We start from the raw sequence: 21,412 nt of genomic DNA on the forward strand, positions 1-21,412 counted from the left end.
GGCGTCCATTGCGTATTCCCGTAGCGTCTATTGCGGTTAAACTCGGAATTTATTGATACTGAACTTTAATTCCAAAACGCAATAGATACAAAATTCAGAAATAATTAAAACTGATGGATACTGAATTCGTGTTTTAACCGCAATGGGCGCAATAGTTTTCGCAATGGACGCAGTTTTTATATCTGGCGTCCATTGCGTATTCCCGTAGCGTCTATTGCGGTTAAACTCGGAATTTATTGATACTGAACTTTAATTCCAAAACGCAATAGATACAAAATTCAGAAATAATTAAAACTGATGGATACTGAATTTGTGTTTTAACCGCAATGGGCGCAATAGTTTTCGCAATGGACGCAGTTTTTATATCTGGCGTCCATTGCGTATTCCCATAGCGTCTATTGCGGTTAAACTCGGAATTTATTGATACTGAACTTTAATTCCAAAACGCAATAGATACAAAATGAAACCATGGCGTCGATTACGGTTACATAAAACTTAATATCATTGAAAATATTTTATCAAAACAACTTGGTAGTACGAAAACAAAATCTTTACTTTGTCTATCAAACAAGTAGAGTATATCTTTCAAATGGGTACATTTCTATCTCATGAATCACGATAAACTTTTCAGATTGAAAATATATATCCACTCCTGATACCCAAGAGACAGCACAAACCGGACATGCCGGATTTTCGGTGGTTGTCAATTCATGCTTGCCCGGCTGGGCTGTCGCGGGGTATCAGGAGCGGTGAATTTTTTGTAGATTGTCAAATCAACTTCATCGCTTCTTCTTTACTAGTGTATTTTTATTTCCGTAAAGTATGCAGGGTAACATGGTTCATTAAATTTAAATTTCATGACAAAGAAATACTTTTCTCTTTTCTTCCTGCTTACCGGATTTTTTCAACACAATTTATCATTCGCCCAAAATACAAAACGACCTAATATTGTCTTCATTCTGGCCGATGATCTGGGTTATGGTGATGTGGGTTTCAATGGACAAAAATTAATAAGCACACCCAATATTGATCGTTTGGCAAGAGAAGGTGTTCAATTTTCCCAATTTTATGCGGGGACTTCCGTGTGCGCGCCTTCCCGATCTTCGCTTATGAGTGGCAAACATACAGGGCATACCTACATAAGAGGAAATAAGGGTGTTGATCCGGAAGGGCAGGAGCCTATCGCTGATTCAGTCGTGACCATTGCCGAGATTTTAAAAAAAGCTGGCTATGCAACGGGTGCTTTTGGAAAATGGGGTTTAGGACCGGTTGGTTCTTATGGCGATCCAAACAAGCAAGGTTTTGATCAGTTTTACGGTTACAATTGTCAAAGTCTTGCGCATCGTTATTATCCCGATCATCTTTGGGAAAATCAGAAAAAGGTGGTTTTAGAAGCTAATCAGAACCTGCTTCACAACAAAGAATATGCGCCGGATCTAATCCAGAAAAAGGCTCTTGAATTTGTGGACTCGAAAGATGGAAAACAGCCTTTCTTTTTATTTCTGCCTTATATATTGCCTCATGCAGAATTGATCGTTCCGGAAGACAGTATTTTTCAATATTACAAAGGAAAATTTGATGAACAGCCCTACAAAGGCGCAGATTATGGCCCGAATGCCACAAACGCAGGTTATGCTTCCCAGCAATTTCCCCATGCTGCTTTTGCCGCTATGGTTACCCGACTAGATTTATACGTAGGCCAAATACTGGATAAATTAAAAGAAAAAGGACTTGATAAAAATACGCTTGTCATTTTTACCAGTGATAACGGGCCGCATATTGAAGGAGGAGCTGACCCGGTATTTTTTCATAGCAGCGCAGGTTTTAAAGGTGTAAAACGTGATTTATACGAAGGTGGAATTCGTGAGCCTTTCGCGGCCCGCTGGCCGGGTGTTATTAAACCGGGAACGAAAAACGACTATATGGGTGCTTTCTGGGATATTCTGCCAACGTTTGCTGAACTGGCCGGAGCGAAACCTTCAATCAAAACAGATGGCATTTCCTTTGTTCCGTCCATTACCGGAAAAGGAATTCAGAAAAAACATGATTATTTGTACTGGGAATTTCATGAACTAGGCGGGCGACAGGCCGTGCGTCAGGGGAACTGGAAGGCGGTGCGGCTTAAAGCGGCCGGTCATCCGAATGCCCCGATCGAACTTTATGATTTGTCCAAAGATGCGGGTGAAAAAATTAATATTGCAGACAAATTTCCCGCAAAAGCAAAAGAACTCGGACAGATCATGAACAGGTCTCATGTCGAATCGGCCCTTTTTCCATTTTTAAGTCAGGCGGAGAAATAGCAAATTGCTTTTCAAATTGAAAATTCTTCAACATGAAACGTACGCTGGTAAAAATTTCCCCGATACTGGCGATTTTGCTGGTTTTGGATTTTTCTCTTTTGGTCAAAATACAAAAACGCCGCCGAATATTATCGTGTTTCAATAGCCATATGCGTAACTTTATTCACGATGTAGATTTTCACATGCATCCTTCAAAATCCCATGTACAATAACTGGAGGATTTGCCCATTTCAAAACAGTTTTTAAAAGTAACGGATCGTCCGCGCTAAAACCACCAAGTTCTCCGGTTGTCAAACCCATGACGATCATCTTGATTTTTGTATGTCGAATCACATATGAGCACATCATGCACGGTTCATGTGTCGTGTATAGTATGCAATCTGATAGATCCTGACTTTTTAGAAACCTGGAAGCATTTCTTATCGCTTCAATTTCCGCATGGAAAGTAATATCAAGATGTGACCTTCCAGCTTCAATTCCCTCGCCGATAATCTCACCGTTTTTAACGATTAAGGATCCAACAGGGCTTTCACCATTATTTTTGGCAATTAATGCCAATTCAATGCACCTGCGTAGAAAATACTCATGTTTTGGATAATCAGGTTCTTTGGAAGAAATCATGTATATGCTTTGGATGATTTTATAAAACTTACATGTAATTTAACAGTTTACTTTTTCTGTTTTGCAGTTTTGGTTTTCTCCCCGGTAGCTTGTTTATCCAATGATTCAATACCAATGGCGGGTACATAACCTTTTGTCCCGTCCAATAACGCAATCCGATACCCTTTGGGTAATTCACTCAAAATCCTGATTATTTCATTTTTTGGTAAAACCCGGAGTTTATGCAAATTTGAAAAATCATTCATACTGTATACGTTTACCTTATTTTTGATCCGGACAGAATCTCCTAGCCATGTGGATTTTACCGGTAAAGAGGCGAGTTTTTCTTTTTTATCATTAATAAAAGGAAATGGATCAACCGCTCCAGAGCCTCGTGTATAAATTCCAAAATGCAGATGCGGCGCTGTTGTGATCGCATTTCCGGTATTTCCCACCAAACCCAAAGTATCACCCCGAACCACGCGCTGCCCAACCGATACGAGTTGACTATCCAGATGCGCATAATAAATGGAATAAGGACTTCCACTTGCCGACAAAAAGACAATCTTTCCTCCCAGATTGTTTGTGCCTGTTTGGGTAATGAATCCGTTTTCAACTGCTACCACGGGCGTTCCTCTTGGTGCTTTTATATCTATTCCTTCATGAGATCTCACGCCGCCATCCCGCTGAGCACCCCAGAAACTAATCAGATTTTGAATACCATAACGAGCCAACGGAAATGATAATGTTGGCTCAGTTGTAAGCGATAAAGAAACGCGTATCTTTTCATTCAGGCCGGTCTGGATACGGATTATTAATGTATCGCCTTCATTATCAGTTAATGTTATTCTATTTTCATTTGTTTTTAGATATTCTATTCTTTGAGGTTTTCCGTTAGTTTTGATTCGAAACAGTTCAACAAATAAGTTTGAAAGGGAATCATCCTCACTTCGAAAGGTGCTGATAACCAGTTTTCTCCCTTCCGGTATTTTCAGCCGGATAGACTGAGCCGGTACCGAATCTCCCAGGTAAAATCTTTCCTGATGTGGTATTGTACTAAATAATGTATCCATTAAAACCTGTTTTCCGGCTTTAAACCAGGTTTGTCCGGAAACTGTTTTTTCTGCTTTGGCTTTATATAATTCCTGTTCGTAATGTTCCTGAGGCGTCACTGGAAACCAGTGCGAAACGGGAACGCGTTTACAGGAAATTCCAAGAATTATAATCACACTAACCAGAAAAAGCTTCAATAATAATCGCATAGGTTATATTTTATTACTTAAAGTGGTAAGCAATAAATTCATGCCATGAAGGTGATAATGGTTTGAAAATGAAACACTATATTGGGAGTAAATTATCACACACACTTACTGCATAAATCATGATGAACTTCGATGTTCTTGTCAATAACATACAGGATACCCACACCTCGCTTCAGCAAAGTGCTATAAAGGCAATCAACAAACATTTGACAATTCGCAACTGGCTCATCGGTTTTTATATTGTAGAATTCGAACAAAATGGAGAAGACAGGGCGAAGTATGGTGAGAAATTGCTTGATGATCTTGCCGATAAATTAGATATTAAAGGTTTAGGGGCCAGGAATTTAAAATTGTTTAGGCAATTTTATTTCCTATATCCTTCAATTGTGCAGACAGCGTCTGCACAATTGAAGGATATTAATTCGAGGCTCAATAAAAAAACTATTTCTTCGACTCTTACTAATCTGGAATTTAGAAGTAATACCAATTCCAATCATCACATTGATAATAATAGTAGAGATGTGAATAATGCCTTATCTGCAGAAATATTAACCAGCAAACTGTCCTTTTCCCACTTTACGTTATTATTACCAATCAAAGAAGAGGTGAAACGTTCTTTTTATGAAATGCAATGTATCCAGGGGAATTGGAGCGTTAGCGAATTGAAGCGTCAAATCAGGACGCTTTATTTTGAAAGATCGGGAATGAGCCTGAATCCGGAAAAACTAAGTTTTGAAATCCAGGAAGGTTCAGAGCAATTTTATGCAGCAGATATTATCAAATCGCCATTTACATTTGAATTTCTGGGTTTGAAAGCAAAAGAAGTGGTTTATGAAAATGATTTGGAGCAGGCCTTGGTAGATCATTTGGAGGAGTTTCTGATCGAATTGGGCCACGGTTTTTGTTTCGAAGCAAAGCAAAAAAGGATAACGATCGGGGACGAATATTTCTTTATTGATCTGGTTTTCTATCACAGGATATTAAAGTGCCATGTTTTGATTGAATTAAAAACAAATGAAGTCAAACACGAGCATATTGGTCAGCTTAAAACATATATCAATTATTTTAAAAAGGAAATTATGCTACCAGGCGATAATCCTCCGGTTGGACTTCTGTTGGTGACGGACCAAAATAAAGCATTGGTAGAATATGCAGTGGCTGATAGCGATATCCCATTATTTGTGAGCAAATATGTCATCGAATTACCGAGCAAGGAACAGTTGGAAATTTTTATCAAAAATGAATTAAAGCAATTTTGATTTATTTTACCCGGAAATATTTTGTCTCGGTAGCCTTATCTTCCTGTCCTTCGGGAGAAATATTACATGCCGTAATGATCAGATTATCAGCATCAATTAATTCAACAACCGTTCGCCAGCCCCAGGGCTCTGGCATGTCCGGACTGCCATAACTTCCTAAAACAGAAAAGCCATTATCAATAGGAAGTCCGGTTGACAACATGATGCCGGTTCCCATATGAAAGCTGTCGATCCAGGATGACTGGACGGTATTATTTTGAATATCAAAACCGTAGACAGCCATTCCTTCAAAAGGGTTACCGTTCAGGCTTCCCTTGTATTCATGAATCACAAAACGTCCATCCAGTACAGAACGGACTGTTGCTATTGCAGGTGATTCGTCTGCGAGAACATCTGGTTCAAACCAGGTTCTGGTTATTCCCTCCCAGCTGCCAATCAACATTTGCAGCGTATGGTGAACTCCTGATTCAAGAGAAATTTCAAAATTGCTTTTGGACATGATTATTCGTGGTTAAAACCTTTAACCGGAACGGCTTTTAATTTACCTTTTTCCGACAATGCGTGTAGTGAAGAGCGTTTCATTGTTTTAATAAAGTCAACTTTTTTAAACCTTAATGCACTCCAGTCTTCATCGATGGCAACCATTCTTACGGGTTCCAAGTCATAGTTTCCCATAATCTGCCAACCGGTATCGCGGTTAAAATCGCATTTATATTTTTTGGAGGTTCCTTTGGGATAACACATCCACACGACGGCGTCGCCTTGTAAAAGCGGAGCAATATTTGGTATCAGATCATCAATTTCAGTTTGTTTTGTCACAAAAGCCAGAATGAAATCAATTTCCTTAACTTCTTCCAAAGAATGTACTACCTCAGTTTCATCACGGATACTGTCCAGATTTGTCCCGAAAGAATCCGGGGCACCAAGTACCACGACTGTTTTTTGATTTTTTAAATTTAACTTTTTGAAAACAGCATCCATTATTTGATTATTTAAATCCCAAGTTTTGGCTTTTAGCTTTTAAAAGTTGCAAAATAGTATAAACCTGCTTCGAAATGACTCAGATAAATTGCAAATCTAAGCATGAATATTGGTACTGATCATCCATTTTTTACCAAAAGGATCCGTCAGCTGGCCAAGCCAGGCACCCCAGAATTGCTTTGCAAAAGGCATGGTGATTTTTCCGCCATCGGCTAATTTGTTAAATATTTCTTCGGCTTTCACTTCTTCATCAAAACCTATGGATAAATCGATACCATTTCCTTCCTTTATCTCAACGCCGGGAAATGCATCACAAGCCGTTAGCGTATTATCGCCAAAATTAAGCTGGCAATGCATTATTTTTTCTTTATGATCTTCCGGGACATCCATCGGGGCACTTTTATAATAATCTTTATAAGCAATTGCCCCATCAAAAACAGAGAGATAAAAATCTATCGCTTCTTCACATTTTCCTTCGAAATTCAGATAGGGGATTAGTTTCATGGTATTTATTAATTATAGTACAGGACAAAATTAAGTATATTGCTATCGGGAAATACAGGCTTAAAAAGTCAATTGTAAGGGGTATTTGAGACAAAAAATACATACATTAGTTCAGATATTAACAAAAAGAAAAATGGTACAACTAGCGCTTTTGATAACAAAAAGACACCGTTTACTAAGTGTAGCGGCAATTTTGGATGTTTTTGAATCGGTGAACAGATTTTATCATGCTCAGAAAAAACCTTCTTTTTTTGATATTAAATTATTTACCCTGTCGTCGGATTCGTCCGGTCTGACATTTGGTAATTATGAACTTCAACCGATTGAATCCACGCGAAAGCAGGATTTGATTTTAATTCCCGCTTTTGCTTCGGACATAACAGAAATTGCGGTTGGTGAAAATATTCAGTTTATTCCATGGCTTCAGGAGCAATATCAGAGCGGTGCTGAAATTGCAAGCTTCTGTACAGGTGCATTTTTACTGGCTGCGACGGGTCTGTTGAATGGTAAAAGTGCAACTACGCATGTGAATGCTATATCAGCCTTTGCTGCCAGTTTTCCGGCAGTACGTTTATATGGAGATGCCATTGTTACGGATGAGGATAGGATTTATACCAGCGGAGGAGCAACGAGCAGTTTTCATTTGATGCTGCATTTATTGAAAATATATTGCGGCAGGGAAGTGGTACTGCACATTGCCAAATTGTTTGCGATTGATATGGATCGTGAGCAGCAAGCTTACTTCGGCACCTTTCAACCACCTCAAAATCATGGAGATAATCTGGTTTCGATGACGCAGAGGAAAATTGAAGATGGCTATCAGGAATCCAGTACTATTGAAGCCATGATTCAGGATATTCCTGCCAGCAGACGAAATGTGGTAAGAAGATTTAAAATTGCAACAGGCGTCACACCGATAGAATATTTACAAAAAACAAGAATAGAGGCGGCAAAAAAACTTCTGGAATTCACGGATCAGAGCGTATTGGAAGTAATGCTGAATTCAGGTTATAACGATTTGAAAGCGTTCCGCCAATTGTTTAAAAAAAGTGCCGGTATGACACCAAAATCCTATCGTGAAAAGTTCAATGTGGGTCGGATGGAAGGTATTGTTTATGCGGCGAAATAAAGATTTTGTTTTAGATTGATTTAAACCATTTGATACATCGATGTGTCAAAGCTCCGTTAGTCAGATTGTACGTTTGTCATTTATTGACAATTATTTAAAAACAAAGTTATGTTAGCCATATCAAAAAATATAATCCGTACGGTGGTGTGTCTGCTCAGCCTGACCGGGATTACGGTTCTGGCACAGGATACCTGGCCAAAAGAACTTCCTCTTTCTGGTGGGGGCACGATCACGATTTACCAGCTTCAGCCTGAAAAACTTTCCGGTGATAATCTGAGCGCCCGTGCAGCGGTTTCAATTCGCAAAAAATCTGGGGATGAACCGGTTTTTGGTGCTATGTGGATTCAGGGACAGTTATCCACAGGCAATAATGCTACCCTCAAAAATGTCACAGTACGTCAATCAAAATTTGCAGACGACGATAATATTGATACGGATAATTTCAGAAAGTCAGTTGAGCAGGGATTTCCTGGTTTGCGCGTACAATTTTCCAGAGATAATATTCAGGCAGCTATTAATCAGGAACAAGGTGCTGAAAATCTGAAAAATGATGCTCCGCTGATTATTTACCGAGACAAACCGACCACGCTCATCGTGCTCGACGGAGACCCGATGGAAGAAAAAGACGACGACCTGCAAATGACCCGGGTGGTGAATACGCCTTATCTGATCGTCAAAAATCCGGATGATAATAAATATTATTTGTACGGCGGAAGTTTCTGGTATGCTTCTCCACGAGTTAAGGACGGATGGGTTTATGTAAAAAATATCCCTTCCAGAATCAGAGCTGTTGATACCAAAATGAAGGAAGAAGAGAAAAAAGCTTCTGCTGAAAATGAAAACACGAATAAATTTACAACGCCAACTGATATTCTTGTAGTAACCGAACCTGCTGAAATAATCCAGACGGAAGGAAAGCCGACGTATCAGGCGGTACAGGGATCTACACTTTTGTATGTTAATAATTCTCTTGACGAAATTTTCAAAGATATTGACAGTCAGAAAAATTACATTTTAATTGCCGGAAGATGGTATAATTGTACTTCCTTAAACGGACCATGGCAGTATGTTCCGCAAAATACCTTACCGGCCGCCTTTGCAAATATTCCCGCAGGTTCGGAAAAGGATGGCGTGCTTGCCAGTGTTGCCGGAACGGAAGAAGCGGATGATGCAGTAATGGAAGCGCAAATTCCGCAAACTGCAAAAGTAGACCGCAGTACCGCAAGAGTTGAAGTGAATTATGATGGAGATCCCCATTTTGTGCCGATTCAGAATACCAATTTATCAGTTGCTGAAAATGCTAATATTACGGTTATGCAAGCAGCCAATAATCAGTTTTATGCACTGGAAAATGGAATCTGGTTTATTAGTAACAATCCCTACGGCCCATGGCAGGTTGCCAATGAGCGGCCGTCTGATGTAGACCGAATTCCTCCGAGCAGCAGCGCGTACAATGCCCGATATGTGTACATTTATGAGACAACACCCCAATATGTATATGTTGGTTACACGCAGGGTTACATGGGCAATTACATTTATGGTCCCACTGTTGTTTGGGGTACAGGCTGGCATTATCGTCCATGGCGTGGAAGATATTACAGACCGCGTCCTATAACCTGGGGTTTTGGTATGCATTACAATCCCTGGGCAGGTTGGTCCATGAGTTTTGGTTTAGGATTTAATGTTGGCTGGTACCATTATGGCCGTTCTCGTCCAAATTATGGTGGTTGGTTTGGGCCTCGGGCTTATCGTCCACCGTATCGTCCCTGGGGTTGGAATGGCGGATATTACGGAAATCGGCCAGGCAATGTAGGGTATCCCAATCGTCCAAGACCTAATATGACAATCAACCGGCCGGTTAACGGAAACGGAAGACCTAATTATGGAAATAATAATAACAATTTGTACCGCGGCGGAAAATACGTTGTAGCAACACGCGATAACGTTTTCAGGCCGTCGGTTGTAAGACCAGGTACAGGAAGACCTTCCACTGGAGGGAATTCTGGAAGGCCTGACGTAACAAGACCGGGAAATGGTCAGAATGTACGTCCGGGAAATGGCAGACCATCAACAGGTTCAGGACAGACAACATTTCCGGATAGAACGAGACCATCAACTGGCAATGGACAAAATACGGGTCGCCCTGACTTAACGCGTCCTTCAACAGGCAGGGACCAAAATACACTGCCGGACAGAACGCGTCCAACGATTGGAAATGGTCAAAACGGTCGGCCAAATGTTACTCAGCCAACAACGGGTAGCACACCTGACAGAACAAGGCCCTCCATCGGAAACGGACAAAATGCGCGGCCTGATGTAAGTCGGCCTGCGACAGGCGCTGACCAGAATTCACGACCAAATGTTTCCCGACCGATCAGCAGACCTGATCAACCCGTTCGTCAGTCATTACCACAAAATAATCGTGAAAATGCTCGTCCGGCAGTGACACCAAACCAAAACCGCGTGCCACAGAACAGACAACCCGCCGCTAATCCAAATCCTCAGCGAAATACCGCTCCTCGTGCAAATTCGAGGGGAAGAGAGCAATAAGATTCAGTCAATTCTAAATTTTCTGGCGCTAAGACAAATATTCAATTTGTCTTAGCGCCAGAAAATTTATTCATAAAATCAATTATTTTTTGACATTTGAATAAATTTCTCAACAAATCAAAATAGTTTTTGTTAATTATGTAGCTAACTACATAATATAAACATAGTTAGGATCGTGGATACTCAAATTGTAATACATCCAATTTTAAACGATCATTATCCGCAAATTCTGGATCTGATTTTACCAATTCAGCAAATTGAATTTAATGTTCCTGTGACATTGGAAGGTCAACCAGATTTATTGGATATCGAAACACATTATCATAATACCGGAGGGGGATTTTGGGGAGCAAAAAATGGAGACGAACTGGTTGGTTCCATTGCTTTAATTTCGGTTGGACACAAGGCAGGAGCGATTCGGAAAATGTTTGTTAAAAAGGAATTTAGAGGTAAAGAGACAGGAACGGCGCAGCAATTACTTGATATACTGATTGAGTATTGTAAGGAAAAAGAGATAACAGATCTTTATTTAGGAACTGTTGATATGCTGAAAGCTGCACACCGGTTTTATGAAAAAAATGGATTTGTAAAAATGAAAAGTGAAAAAATGCCGGATTATTTTCCCAGGATGATGGGTGAAAATGTTTATTATCACTTACTTATAAAATGAGAAAAGAACACTTTACGGCCGATAGTTAAGCTATTTTCCAAAATAAAGCTTCGTGGGGAAATGATTAATCATAAAATTAATTTCATGTGACACGGAAATTAATTTTATGATGGTAAATATTATTTAAAGTACAATTTGTTGATTTATTTAACTGGAAATGGACTTTTTGGATACGTATAATGGTGAAAGTTTGGGTGATATTATTTTAGAACAAACAAGGAAATTACCGTTAAATAAAAACAGATAGCTTTGAGTTCTCATTTTCATTAGACTTGTATCAGATTCTTTATAGTTAAAATCCTTTTATTAAAGAGTTTAGCAAATACTGAATTGATAAAAATATAATCAAAATACCTCATCGTTATGAAAACTGAAGTAAATTTAAATTCTTTTAGCTCCATTCCCAATCAAGGGAAAAACGAACAGACATACCAAAAACCATCCGCTGTAAATTGTTTGGTATACAGAAAGTTACAAAAAGCCAACAATGTCATTTCTATTTATCACTAAATAGCCGAATCAAATTTTAGCCATAATCTCTTCCAGCAGATTAATTCTGTTGATGGATCTTGCTGTGAGCATTTGAAACAGGTTGGAAGTGTGATGACCTTATGTAATATACAATACGTTGATGTTGAAGAATTTCCCTCCTCTAAAATTTTAAACTATGAAATCTATCGCAAAATTTTTACTACTTATTATTAATCTTTTATCTTTCCAAACAACTTACGGACAGGCAGATCCGGGTTCAGCCGGAATGAGTTTTTCTCAATCCATTTTTCAAATAAATGCAACCGGATACCTTGAAGTGATGATAGGCAATTTTTCTGCCGCCTTTTCTGCCGGTACAGCGCTGGCACCTTATGACGCAAACTTTGTTATCACAATTCCTTCCATTTTAAAAGTAAACGGGCCACTTGATTTTTCGAAGGTACCCTTTGGTGTAACCGTTGTAAGCCAGATGTCAACATTTGCAGGTGCAACGATCATCAAACTTACCGTGCCGGACGGGATTCAAAAAGGAAGTTACGGAGCTGTAAAAATACCATTGAAAGCTATTAAGAGTGATGCAGGTATTTTGTATGCTACCGTTGCAACGGAATTTAACCTGAGCTATCCACCTTCTGGAAATTTAATCCCTGGTAATGATCTGATGTCGACTCCGGTATCTGTTATTAGTCCGCTGCCTGTTACTTTGCTATCTTTCAAAGCCACCATGGAAAATACACAGATTAATCTGGATTGGTCCACAACCTCTGAGGTAAACAGTGACAGGTTTGAAGTAGAGCACAGTTTGAATGGAAAGGAATGGAATTTAATCGGCTCATTAGCTTCGGCGACAGAAAGTAAAGTCAAGATGGATTATCATTTTACACATTCAAATCCGTCTGACGGGAATAATTATTATCGTTTGAAAATGATAGATAAAGATGATACGTTTGCATTCAGTTCGATAAAAAAGGTTGATTTCGAAAATATAAATCTGGAAATATACCCTAATCCGGTGGCAGATCAGCTTATAATAAAAATGGGTAACTGGGCTAATGTAAATACCGTCCGGCTGATAAGTCTTACCGGAAATACAGTTTATGATTCGGGGAAAACCCCGCTGCAATATGTAAACGTGACAAATTTGAAACAGGGAATTTATATTATGAAAATTGGGAAAACAGATGGATCCTGGGCAGCACAGAAAATTGTGGTAGCAAGATAAACTGGCTCATTTTATTCCAATAATGAATAATGCCCATAAAATTGTAAAGGAATCGTTATTTTAGGATTTCCAAACGACAATCCACGCTTTATGTTTTGCTAAAACCCTGTGTTTTTAATAATCGATAACATAAGATTTTGGCTTGCAACGTTGTCAAAACGTTTTAGATAATGAATCGTTGGTTACTCTTTAAGAAGTTTTTTAGTCCACTCGTTTATCTGGGATTTCTCACACTGGTGGGTACTTTTGGTTACGTGATTATTGAAGATTACCGCTGGCTGGATTCACTGTATATGACCATCATCACCATTAGCACGGTCGGCTATGGTGAGGTAAATAAACTCAGTGACGGAGGTCGTATTTTTACTATTCTTTTGATTATCAGCAGTGTTGGATTGGTAGCGTACTATCTTGCATTGGTAACCCGATTACTGGCTGACGGAGAATGGAGCAAGGAATATCAACAATTCAGGCAACGGAAATATTTGCAGAAAATGGAGAATCACGTAGTCGTATGCGGATACGGTAGAAACGGAAGGCAGGCTTGCGAGATATTGCGTCAGAATGATGTGACATTTGCCGTAATCGAATCTACAAAAGTTGCCGCTCCGCATCCGGGAGATGTAATTATTTATGCTGATGCGACAAGAGATGAGGTTTTAATTGAAGCGGGAATTTTAAAAGCAAAAGCGATCATTATTTCATTGCCGGATGACGCCGCCAATTTATTTATTGTATTAACAGCCAGACAATTAAATCCTTCGATCGTGATTATCAGTCGTGCTTCGTATGATCAAAGTGTGAATAAACTAAAAATCGCGGGAGCCACGAATGTCATCATGCCTGACAAACTCGGCGGAGCACACATGGCAAGTCTGGTACTTATTCCGGATGTGCAGGAATTTATTTCACTGATCAGTTCACAGCATAATGATAAATTTCAAATCACAGAAATTGAAGTACACAATTCACTTCATTTAGGCCAGCTTAATTTGTGGCAAAAAACCGGTTGTACCGTTCTTGGAATCAAATTACTAAGTGGAAAATACCATCGTAATCCCGAACCGGCTTACATCACCACACCAGGCGAAGGCATTCTATTAATGGGAAGCAGCCAGCAGATTCGGGATGCTGTGGTATTGTTGGGATAGCATTTGGCGTATCTATTTTAATGAAAATATATATGTTTTCAATTAAAGGAGTATAAAAGAAGTGACTATCAGACTAAAATATGTATTCTGCCTTATTAAGGTTAGTATAAAGCAGAATACATATTTTATAAGTCCTAACAAATGGTCCACATAGCTGCTAAAAATGTAGGATTAGTAGGGTCCTCTGAAACAGAACCATAACCCCAGGCATGATCATTGACAGGATCTATTCCAGCACGTCCCGCCCACATGGCACCAACATAAATGTCTGGTCCGTTGGGTGCCGTTGCCCCATTCGTTGATGGTTGAATTTCTTTCGCTGCCCGAAACCAAGAGTTAATTAATGTATTACCTTGTTTGGCATATTGAGAAACGCGCTTCCCTTCATCGGTATTGTCAAAAGTGATACCTCCATAACCCATAAGTATATGCATTCCGTCAAAAGCTCCATCCCATCGGTCAAGGACATTACCACCACCCGCAGCGAGCAAGCTGTCCTGTAATGGGCCACATGCTGCAATGATCGCCCATTCAAGATCATTTTGGCCCCAGAGATCACCGGGAGATTGTGGGGAATTTCCAACTTCTGTGTACGAAAGTGAGCCGTCATCCGGTGTTGCGAGTATCCAGCCGTTCATATCCGCGTGACCAGTATAAAACACAAAATCAACAGCATCAACCCAGGTATCATCATTACGGCGCCAGTCAGATTCAAAAGCGTTTGCATCACCCCAATTGAAATTTATATTCCATCCCGCCGCACGCCATTCGTCTATAAATCCTTTTGCATTGGATTGGCTTCCGGAAAGTCCGCCACTCAGGCCTATCCATGAGGATCCGGCTTCAAATGGATTTGAGAAGAGAGCAGCACTATTATATGAGCGGCGAAGTTTATCTTTTTCTTCAATTTGTCGTGGTGCAGTTCGCGGGTTGCGCTTTTTCTGAGGGATATCTCTTGGGGCTCTTGGTCCGAATGTAGTCGCAGGAATTATAATATTCCTTAATGGAATGACTCGATCGGCAAGTTTTGCTGTTGCCCGATACACATAAACGGGATATAAATAAGGTTGATTGCTAAAAGCAGGTCCTGCATAATAAGCAAGATAAGATTCGAAGGAACTTAGATTTAATGACTTTGTTAAGTCCATAAATTGCCTGTCTACCAGCTTTTTGTCCATTACCTCCGCATTAAATGATTCTTTGGGCTGTGTCCAGGATCCGGAGAATCCCGTAATTTTACCTTTATCACCCAGTGTGAGCGTAAAATCTCCACCTCCGCCGACAATAGGATATCCATGTGCAAGAATTGGAAATATTACCTGCGTATCCAACTGATGATCTGTCCTTTTTTTATTTTCGGATTGAGCAAAAAAGGTGCCTCCTAAATGTGGCTCGCCATATTTGAATGGCCCGTTAAGTTGTGGAAGCAATTTTTTTACTTCTACAATTTTTCTTGCCTCTGCAAGTGCTTCCCGGCCTTTTAATATTTGTGGACGGAGCGATGGATTCCAAAGTTGTGAAGTATCAGCTGCCCAAATATCCTGACTCCCGTTACCGATTTCTACATTAAACAGATCATTTTTTAAAACAACACGATTGTCTGCTTTTGATAAATTAAAGTCGTTTCTTATCCCAAATAATCGGTGCGAAAATTCAATACTTTGCGAATAATCTGACTCTGCATTCACAAGTCGATAAATAGGAAGTAAATCTGCCATGATTAGTTAAATTTTAGGTGAAACTTTCAGATAAAAATAGTTTAGCTGATACCAGCAGAAACTTAGTCGTAACGACTGGATCTGTGGAAACAAAAGTTTCAGTAAAATTTTAGACAGGATTGTTTAAATATTCCCTTTTTTTATTTCTTTAATCGCATAATCCACCGCTCTCGCAGTCAGTGCCATATAAGTAAGGGAGGGATTTTGGGTTGCTGTCGAAACCATCGAAGCCCCGTCTGTAACAAACACATTAGAACATTGATGCATCTGGTTCCATTTATTCAAAATAGATGTTTTCGGATCTTTTCCCATTCTGGCGCCACCCATTTCATGATTTTCACTTCCCGGATTTCGTTTTGTATCGGATGTCTTTATGTTTTTAAAACCCGCTTTGTCCAACATTTCGGATAGTTCAACATAAAAATCCTGCACCATTTTCATATCGTTATCATCAAAATCAACATGCATCCTTAATGTTGGAATTCCCCATTTATCCTTTTGTGTTTGATCTAACTGAATAAAATTGGTTTCTTTCATCAACGTCTCACCCATCATCTGAGCTCCCGCAGTCCATCCGCCAGATTCTGGTTTAAGCAAATGTTCCTTTAATGATTCACCGATTCCGTCGGTGGGATTTCCCATTTTATTAGAGGAAAAAGAAGTAGCATAACCCCTAAGAAAATCTGTTTCCTGTTTGGCAACATTACGGAAACGCGGAATGTAAGCTGCATTAGGACGTTTTCCATCCGTTGTAGAATCCAGAAATCCATCATAATCAGCGGTTACCCGGCCCCGATAATTGTGAAAACCAATGAATTTTCCCAGCACTCCGCTGTCATTACCTAAACCATTTGGGAAACGGTCAGATGTAGAATTCAGCAAAATCAAATTGGAATTAATGGCTGATGCATTCAGGAAAATGATTTTGGCATAATACTCCGTCATTTCCTTTGTATTTGTATCTACGACCCGAACACCGGTTGCCTTCTTTTTCTTTTCATCATATATTATAGAATGAACGACAGAATAAGGCTGCAAAGTCATATTTCCGGTACGCTCCGCCCAGGGAATTGTTGAGGAATTACTGCTAAAATAACCTCCAAAGGGACATCCACGCTGGCAAATATTTCTGTGTTGACATTTTGCCCGGCCTTGTTCTGTATGAATTGGCTGAGGATCTGTAATATGTGCCGCCCTTCCAATAATGACTGGACGGGTATTTTTATAATTTTTTGCAGTCTGTTCGCTAAAATGTTTTTCAACGCAAGTCAACTCGTGCGGAGGTAAAAATTCGCCATCCGGTAATTGAGGTAATCCATCTTTATTTCCCGAAATTCCCGCAAATTTTTCGACGTAACTATACCAGGGAGCAATATCCGCGTAACGAATCGGCCAATCCACGGCAAAACCATCTCTGGCAGGTCCTTCAAAATCAAAATCCGACCAACGCTGGGTTTGCCTCGCCCATAATAAAGAACGCCCGCCAACCTGGTATCCACGCATCCAGTCGAAGGGTTTGTCCTGTATATAAGGATGCTCGGCATCTTTCATTACAAAATGTACTGAATCTTCCCTGAATATATAATGCTTGCTGGCAATAGGATTTTGTTCGCGAAGTGCCAAAGTGGGTTGTCCTAAATGTGGGAATTCCCAGGGCTGCATGTTTGTTGTCGGATAATCGACGATATGTTTAACATCTTTTCCTCGCTCCAAAACGAGTGTTTTCAATCCCTTCTCTGTAAGTTCTTTCGCCGCCCAGCCACCGCTTATTCCGGTCCCGATTACGATTGCGTCAAAAGTGCGTGCTTTAATAGAATCTATATTAAGGTTTGACATTTCAGTAATTGTTCATGGTGATAAAGACTCGAAACGGATTTATCTCAGGTTATTTGTATTAAAAGAAAGATAATTCTGAAATTACTGTAAGAATAATAAAAGTGTTTAGGCTTATGTCGGGCCACACGCTATTAGTGATATAGGAAATTAATTATATAACGTTATCAGTAGATTGACAATTTACGTGTTTTCTAAAATAAAACAGAATGTTGTAATGAAAAAATTATACTTTATCATTTTTGTACTTTTTTCAAACCAGATATCTTTTGCACAGTTAATAGTAACAGGTTTGAAAACAGAAGGACGAACAAATCCGGTAGGTTTGGATATTTCAAAGCCCAGATTCAGCTGGGTTTTGGAATCTTCTAAAAGAAATGTAAAACAAACAGCTTACGAACTTTCTGTAAGGGCAGACAATAAGGTGACTTGGTCGTCGGGTAAAATTTCTTCTGAAATTTCAGTTCATGTACCTTATTCTGGTTCTGCATTAGAACCGGGTAAACGTTACAGCTGGCAGGTTAAAGTCTGGGATAATCAGGGAAGCAAAATGGCGAGCTCAACGGAGGCCAGTTTTCACACAGCCTTATTTAAGCCTGAAACGGAAATGGTGGCAAAATGGATATCTTCAGGATTGCAGGCTGACACAGTTTATGGCGTCGTTCCTCAGTTCAGAAAATCGTTCTCCACTTCAAAAAAAATAAAATCTGCAACGGCATTTATTACAGCAAAAGGTCTTTATGAAGCCGAAATTAATGGTAAAAGAATTGGAGACGCGTTTCTGACGCCAGGTTGGACAACCTATGATAAACGTTTGCTTTATCAGACTTATGATGTTACTCAGCTTTTGATCTCAGGAAAAAATGCGGTTGGCGTTAGTTTGGCTAATGGATGGTTCCGTGGGGAATTGGGCTGGGAGAAAAAAGCAAATACCTATGGTAAGCAAACAGCTTTATTATTTCAATTAAACATCAATTATAGCGATGGTACCAGGGAAATCATTATTTCTGATGATTCCTGGAAAGTTTCTCCAAGTCCGATGTTAAGTTCTGAGATTTATGATGGAGAAGTATATGATGCAAGATTGGAACAAATAGGTTGGGCAACTTCTTCCTTTGATGATAGCAAATGGACAAAAGTACAAGTGAAGGATTTTGCAAAGAATATTCTTTTCGCCAGTAATCATGAGTTGATCACAAAGCATGAGACATTCAAACCGGTGAAAGTACTAACAACGCCACAGGGTGAAACCGTACTGGATTTTGGACAGAACCTGGTGGGCTGGGTGCAAATGAAAATTTCCGGAAGTTCAGGAAATAAGATTGTTTTATCTCATGCGGAAATACTGGATAAATATGGAAATCTATATTTTGATAACCTTCGAAATGCGAAGGCGCAGGATACATATATAATGAAGGGTGGTGGAGTGGAAACTTACGAGCCACACTTTACTTTTCATGGATTCCGATACGTTCGTGTGGAAGGAATTTCAGGCACAGTCGATCCTGATAATTTTACTGCGATTGCCTTATATTCTGATATGAAGGCAACCGGGAAGTTTGAATGTTCAAATGCTTTGGTCAACCAGCTTCAAAAAAATATTCAATGGAGTCAACGTGGGAATTTTCTGGATGTACCAACAGACTGTCCCCAGCGCGACGAACGTCTTGGCTGGACTGGCGATGCGGAAGTATTTTCAAGAACCGCTGCTTACAATTTTAATGTGAATAATTTCTTTGCAAAATGGCTTAAAGATGTGGCTGCTGAACAATATCCAAATGGCGCTATTCCTTTTGTAATTCCTGATATTTTAAAGGGATCATTTTTTGGAAGACCAGAGAGCGCTGCCGGTTGGTCGGACGCCGACGTGATCATTCCATGGAATATGTATGTAGCCTATGGCGATAAGCGTATTGTTGAGGAACAATATCCAAGTATGAAGGCATATGTCGACTATATAAGGAAGGCGGCGAAAAATGATCTTTGGAATACAGGTTTTCAATTTGGTGATTGGCTTTCATATCGTGTTGATGATTCAAAAGGAATGATCGGACAAAAATCTGCTGTGACCGATAACTATCTGGTAACTCAATGTTTCTATGCATATGTGGTAGACTTAATGGCGAAATCTGCCAGGCTTTTGGGGAAAGCAGATGAAGTAAAGGATTATGAAGCTTTGGCAGAGCGAATCAGAAAGGCTTTCCAACAGGAATATGTAACGCCGGGAGGGAGATTAATTTCCGAAACACAAACAGCTTATGTGCTTGCTTTACAATTTGACATGTTGCCGGAAAACCTGAGAAGTGCTGCTACCAAGAGATTGGTTGAAAATATCAAAAGTTATAATTACCACCTGACAACCGGTTTTTTGGGAACACCCTTCCTGACGAGCTGCCTGACCCGTTTTGGTGAAATGGAAACAGCTTATAAACTGTTATTGCAAGATACCTATCCATCCTGGTTGTTTCCGGTGAAAATGGGTGCAACAACAATATGGGAACGCTGGGATTCGCAAAAGCCGGATAGTACATTCCAGGATCCAAGTATGACTTCCTTTAATCACTATTCGTACGGAGCAGTCGGCGACTGGATGTATCGTTCAATTGCTGGTATTGATACAAAGGAGGAGGGCGCAGGTTATAAGGAAATTATAATTAAGCCGTTTCCGGGTGGGGGACTTACTTCTGCTTCAGGAAGTATTGAGACCTATTATGGTAAGATAGGCGCTGCTTGGAAAATTGACGGGAATAAATTCAGTCTTAGTTTGGAAGTGCCGGCTAATACTTCTGCAACTGTTTATATACCTGTTAAAGGGAGTCAGCAAAAAATTACGGAAGGTGGGGCAGTATTGGCTTCGTCAAATGGAATTCAAGTGCAAGAAGATGAGAAGGGATTTAAAGTGATTAAGATCGGATCTGGAAAATATGACTTTATGGTAGAGGAATAATCGTTGAGGAAGTTTTGGTTTCACGAGCTGGAAATGGAAATTGTATTGATACGATCCATTTCCAGTTTTTTTGTTTAAACATGCCATCCTTCAATGTTTAATTCGTTTCATTTCAATATTGCGAATTTCTTATTCAAAGCTTATCCTATTAGTACTCTCCGAACAATTTTCGGATTATCCAGCTCCCTCGGAGCTTCCTGTTTATAGCTAACAAATAAGACTAAGCTTTCTCCGGGCTCCCTCGGAGCCTCCTATGACCAATCCAACAATACACAAACCTGCCCATCGCACCACACTTTCCCTTTCCTTATATATAGGAACAAAACCCCGATCAAATCAGATATGCGCACTGCACAGTTGATCTAATCCGCCAAACGCGTGATCAGCCCCAACTTCCCCTCAACGATAAAAGAGCTCACAACCGCATTCCCACCCATTCCAGCCCCATTTTCCGACCCTAACCCAACCCCATGAAAAAAAACTTCAAAATATTTCGGGGCACATTTTCCTCATTTTGAGCTTTTTACAAATTATTTCAAAAAAAGATTAGAAATACTTTTGCCTTGTACTTGCGTAAGAAAAAAAAGAGGTGCACCTTTGCACTCCCAATCGGGTAGTACGGCGCTGAGAACGATCATCGCCACGAGTTTCGGAAGACGCGAAGCAGAGTTCTTTGACATGATGAAGAGAGTAACAAGATAGTACGTTTAAGAAGATAACGTGGAATCTTTCGGGATTACCACAAAACAAAATTTACAATGGAGAGTTTGATCCTGGCTCAGGATGAACGCTAG

General features: G+C 39.9%; 15 protein-coding genes. 8 read left to right on the forward strand and 7 right to left on the reverse strand.

What is annotated here, in order from left to right:
- Positions 1-857: 857 nt before the first annotated feature.
- Positions 858-2,300 (forward strand): arylsulfatase, encoded by a 1,443-nt coding sequence (locus tag FZF08_RS30240; RefSeq protein ID WP_159478189.1) that lies wholly within the window; start codon positions 858-860, stop codon positions 2,298-2,300.
- A 159-nt stretch (positions 2,301-2,459) separates the two neighbouring features.
- Here FZF08_RS30240 and FZF08_RS30245 read toward each other — a convergent pair whose 3' ends face one another.
- Complete coding sequence (locus FZF08_RS30245) at positions 2,460-2,921, reverse strand: nucleoside deaminase (RefSeq protein ID WP_159478193.1); 462 nt, start codon at positions 2,919-2,921, stop codon at positions 2,460-2,462.
- 47 nt (positions 2,922-2,968) lie between these two features.
- On the reverse strand, positions 2,969-4,162 hold the full coding sequence (locus FZF08_RS30250) for a M23 family metallopeptidase (protein ID WP_159478196.1): 1,194 nt from the start codon (positions 4,160-4,162) through the stop codon (positions 2,969-2,971).
- Positions 4,163-4,281: 119 nt separating this feature from the next.
- On the opposite strand from FZF08_RS30250, the gene FZF08_RS30255 reads away from it, so the two are divergent.
- Positions 4,282-5,421 carry a YhcG family protein gene (locus FZF08_RS30255; RefSeq protein ID WP_200837203.1) on the forward strand — a complete coding sequence of 380 codons (1,140 nt, stop codon included), beginning with the start codon at positions 4,282-4,284 and terminating at the stop codon, positions 5,419-5,421.
- Between the two features lies 1 nt (position 5,422).
- On the opposite strand, the gene FZF08_RS30260 is transcribed toward FZF08_RS30255, so the two are convergent.
- The 3 genes from FZF08_RS30260 to FZF08_RS30270 all read right to left on the reverse strand — a co-directional run bounded on the left by FZF08_RS30260 (position 5,423) and on the right by FZF08_RS30270 (position 6,906).
- On the reverse strand, positions 5,423-5,920 hold the full coding sequence (locus FZF08_RS30260) for a DUF1579 domain-containing protein (RefSeq protein WP_159478199.1): 498 nt from the start codon (positions 5,918-5,920) through the stop codon (positions 5,423-5,425).
- A gap of 2 nt (positions 5,921-5,922) precedes the next feature.
- Positions 5,923-6,402, reverse strand: a complete 480-nt coding sequence (locus tag FZF08_RS30265; protein WP_159478202.1) for a hypothetical protein — start codon at positions 6,400-6,402, stop codon at positions 5,923-5,925.
- A gap of 96 nt (positions 6,403-6,498) precedes the next feature.
- A complete protein-coding gene (locus FZF08_RS30270) occupies positions 6,499-6,906 on the reverse strand; it encodes a VOC family protein (protein ID WP_159478205.1) in 408 nt (135 codons plus the stop codon).
- Between the two features lie 133 nt (positions 6,907-7,039).
- On the opposite strand from FZF08_RS30270, the gene FZF08_RS30275 reads away from it, so the two are divergent.
- From FZF08_RS30275 to FZF08_RS30295, 5 genes are all read left to right on the forward strand, one after another.
- Entirely contained in the window at positions 7,040-8,035 is a 996-nt protein-coding gene (locus tag FZF08_RS30275; RefSeq protein WP_159478208.1) for a GlxA family transcriptional regulator, read from the forward strand.
- A 108-nt stretch (positions 8,036-8,143) separates the two neighbouring features.
- The gene (locus tag FZF08_RS30280) at positions 8,144-10,585 is read left to right on the forward strand and encodes a hypothetical protein (RefSeq protein WP_159478210.1); all 2,442 of its coding nucleotides are present in this window, start codon (positions 8,144-8,146) and stop codon (positions 10,583-10,585) included.
- Positions 10,586-10,760: 175 nt separating this feature from the next.
- Positions 10,761-11,255 (forward strand): GNAT family N-acetyltransferase, encoded by a 495-nt coding sequence (locus tag FZF08_RS30285; RefSeq protein ID WP_159478212.1) that lies wholly within the window; start codon positions 10,761-10,763, stop codon positions 11,253-11,255.
- 667 nt (positions 11,256-11,922) lie between these two features.
- Positions 11,923-12,969, forward strand: coding sequence for a T9SS type A sorting domain-containing protein (locus FZF08_RS30290; protein ID WP_159478214.1), 1,047 nt, complete (start codon positions 11,923-11,925; stop codon positions 12,967-12,969).
- 170 nt (positions 12,970-13,139) lie between these two features.
- The gene (locus FZF08_RS30295) at positions 13,140-14,120 is read left to right on the forward strand and encodes a TrkA family potassium uptake protein (RefSeq protein WP_159478216.1); all 981 of its coding nucleotides are present in this window, start codon (positions 13,140-13,142) and stop codon (positions 14,118-14,120) included.
- Positions 14,121-14,254: 134 nt separating this feature from the next.
- Here FZF08_RS30295 and FZF08_RS30300 read toward each other — a convergent pair whose 3' ends face one another.
- Both FZF08_RS30300 and FZF08_RS30305 read right to left on the reverse strand, forming a co-directional pair.
- A complete protein-coding gene (locus FZF08_RS30300) occupies positions 14,255-15,838 on the reverse strand; it encodes a DUF6345 domain-containing protein (RefSeq protein ID WP_159478218.1) in 1,584 nt (527 codons plus the stop codon).
- 123 nt (positions 15,839-15,961) lie between these two features.
- Entirely contained in the window at positions 15,962-17,674 is a 1,713-nt protein-coding gene (locus tag FZF08_RS30305; protein ID WP_159478220.1) for a GMC oxidoreductase, read from the reverse strand.
- Between the two features lie 214 nt (positions 17,675-17,888).
- Here FZF08_RS30305 and FZF08_RS30310 point away from each other — a divergent pair, with 214 nt between their 5' ends.
- Entirely contained in the window at positions 17,889-20,618 is a 2,730-nt protein-coding gene (locus tag FZF08_RS30310; protein ID WP_159478222.1) for an alpha-L-rhamnosidase, read from the forward strand.
- Positions 20,619-21,412 lie beyond the last annotated feature (794 nt).

It is taken from the genome of Dyadobacter sp. 3J3, assembly GCF_009801115.1.
In the GTDB taxonomy this organism is placed as follows: Bacteria; Bacteroidota; Bacteroidia; order Cytophagales; family Spirosomataceae; genus Dyadobacter.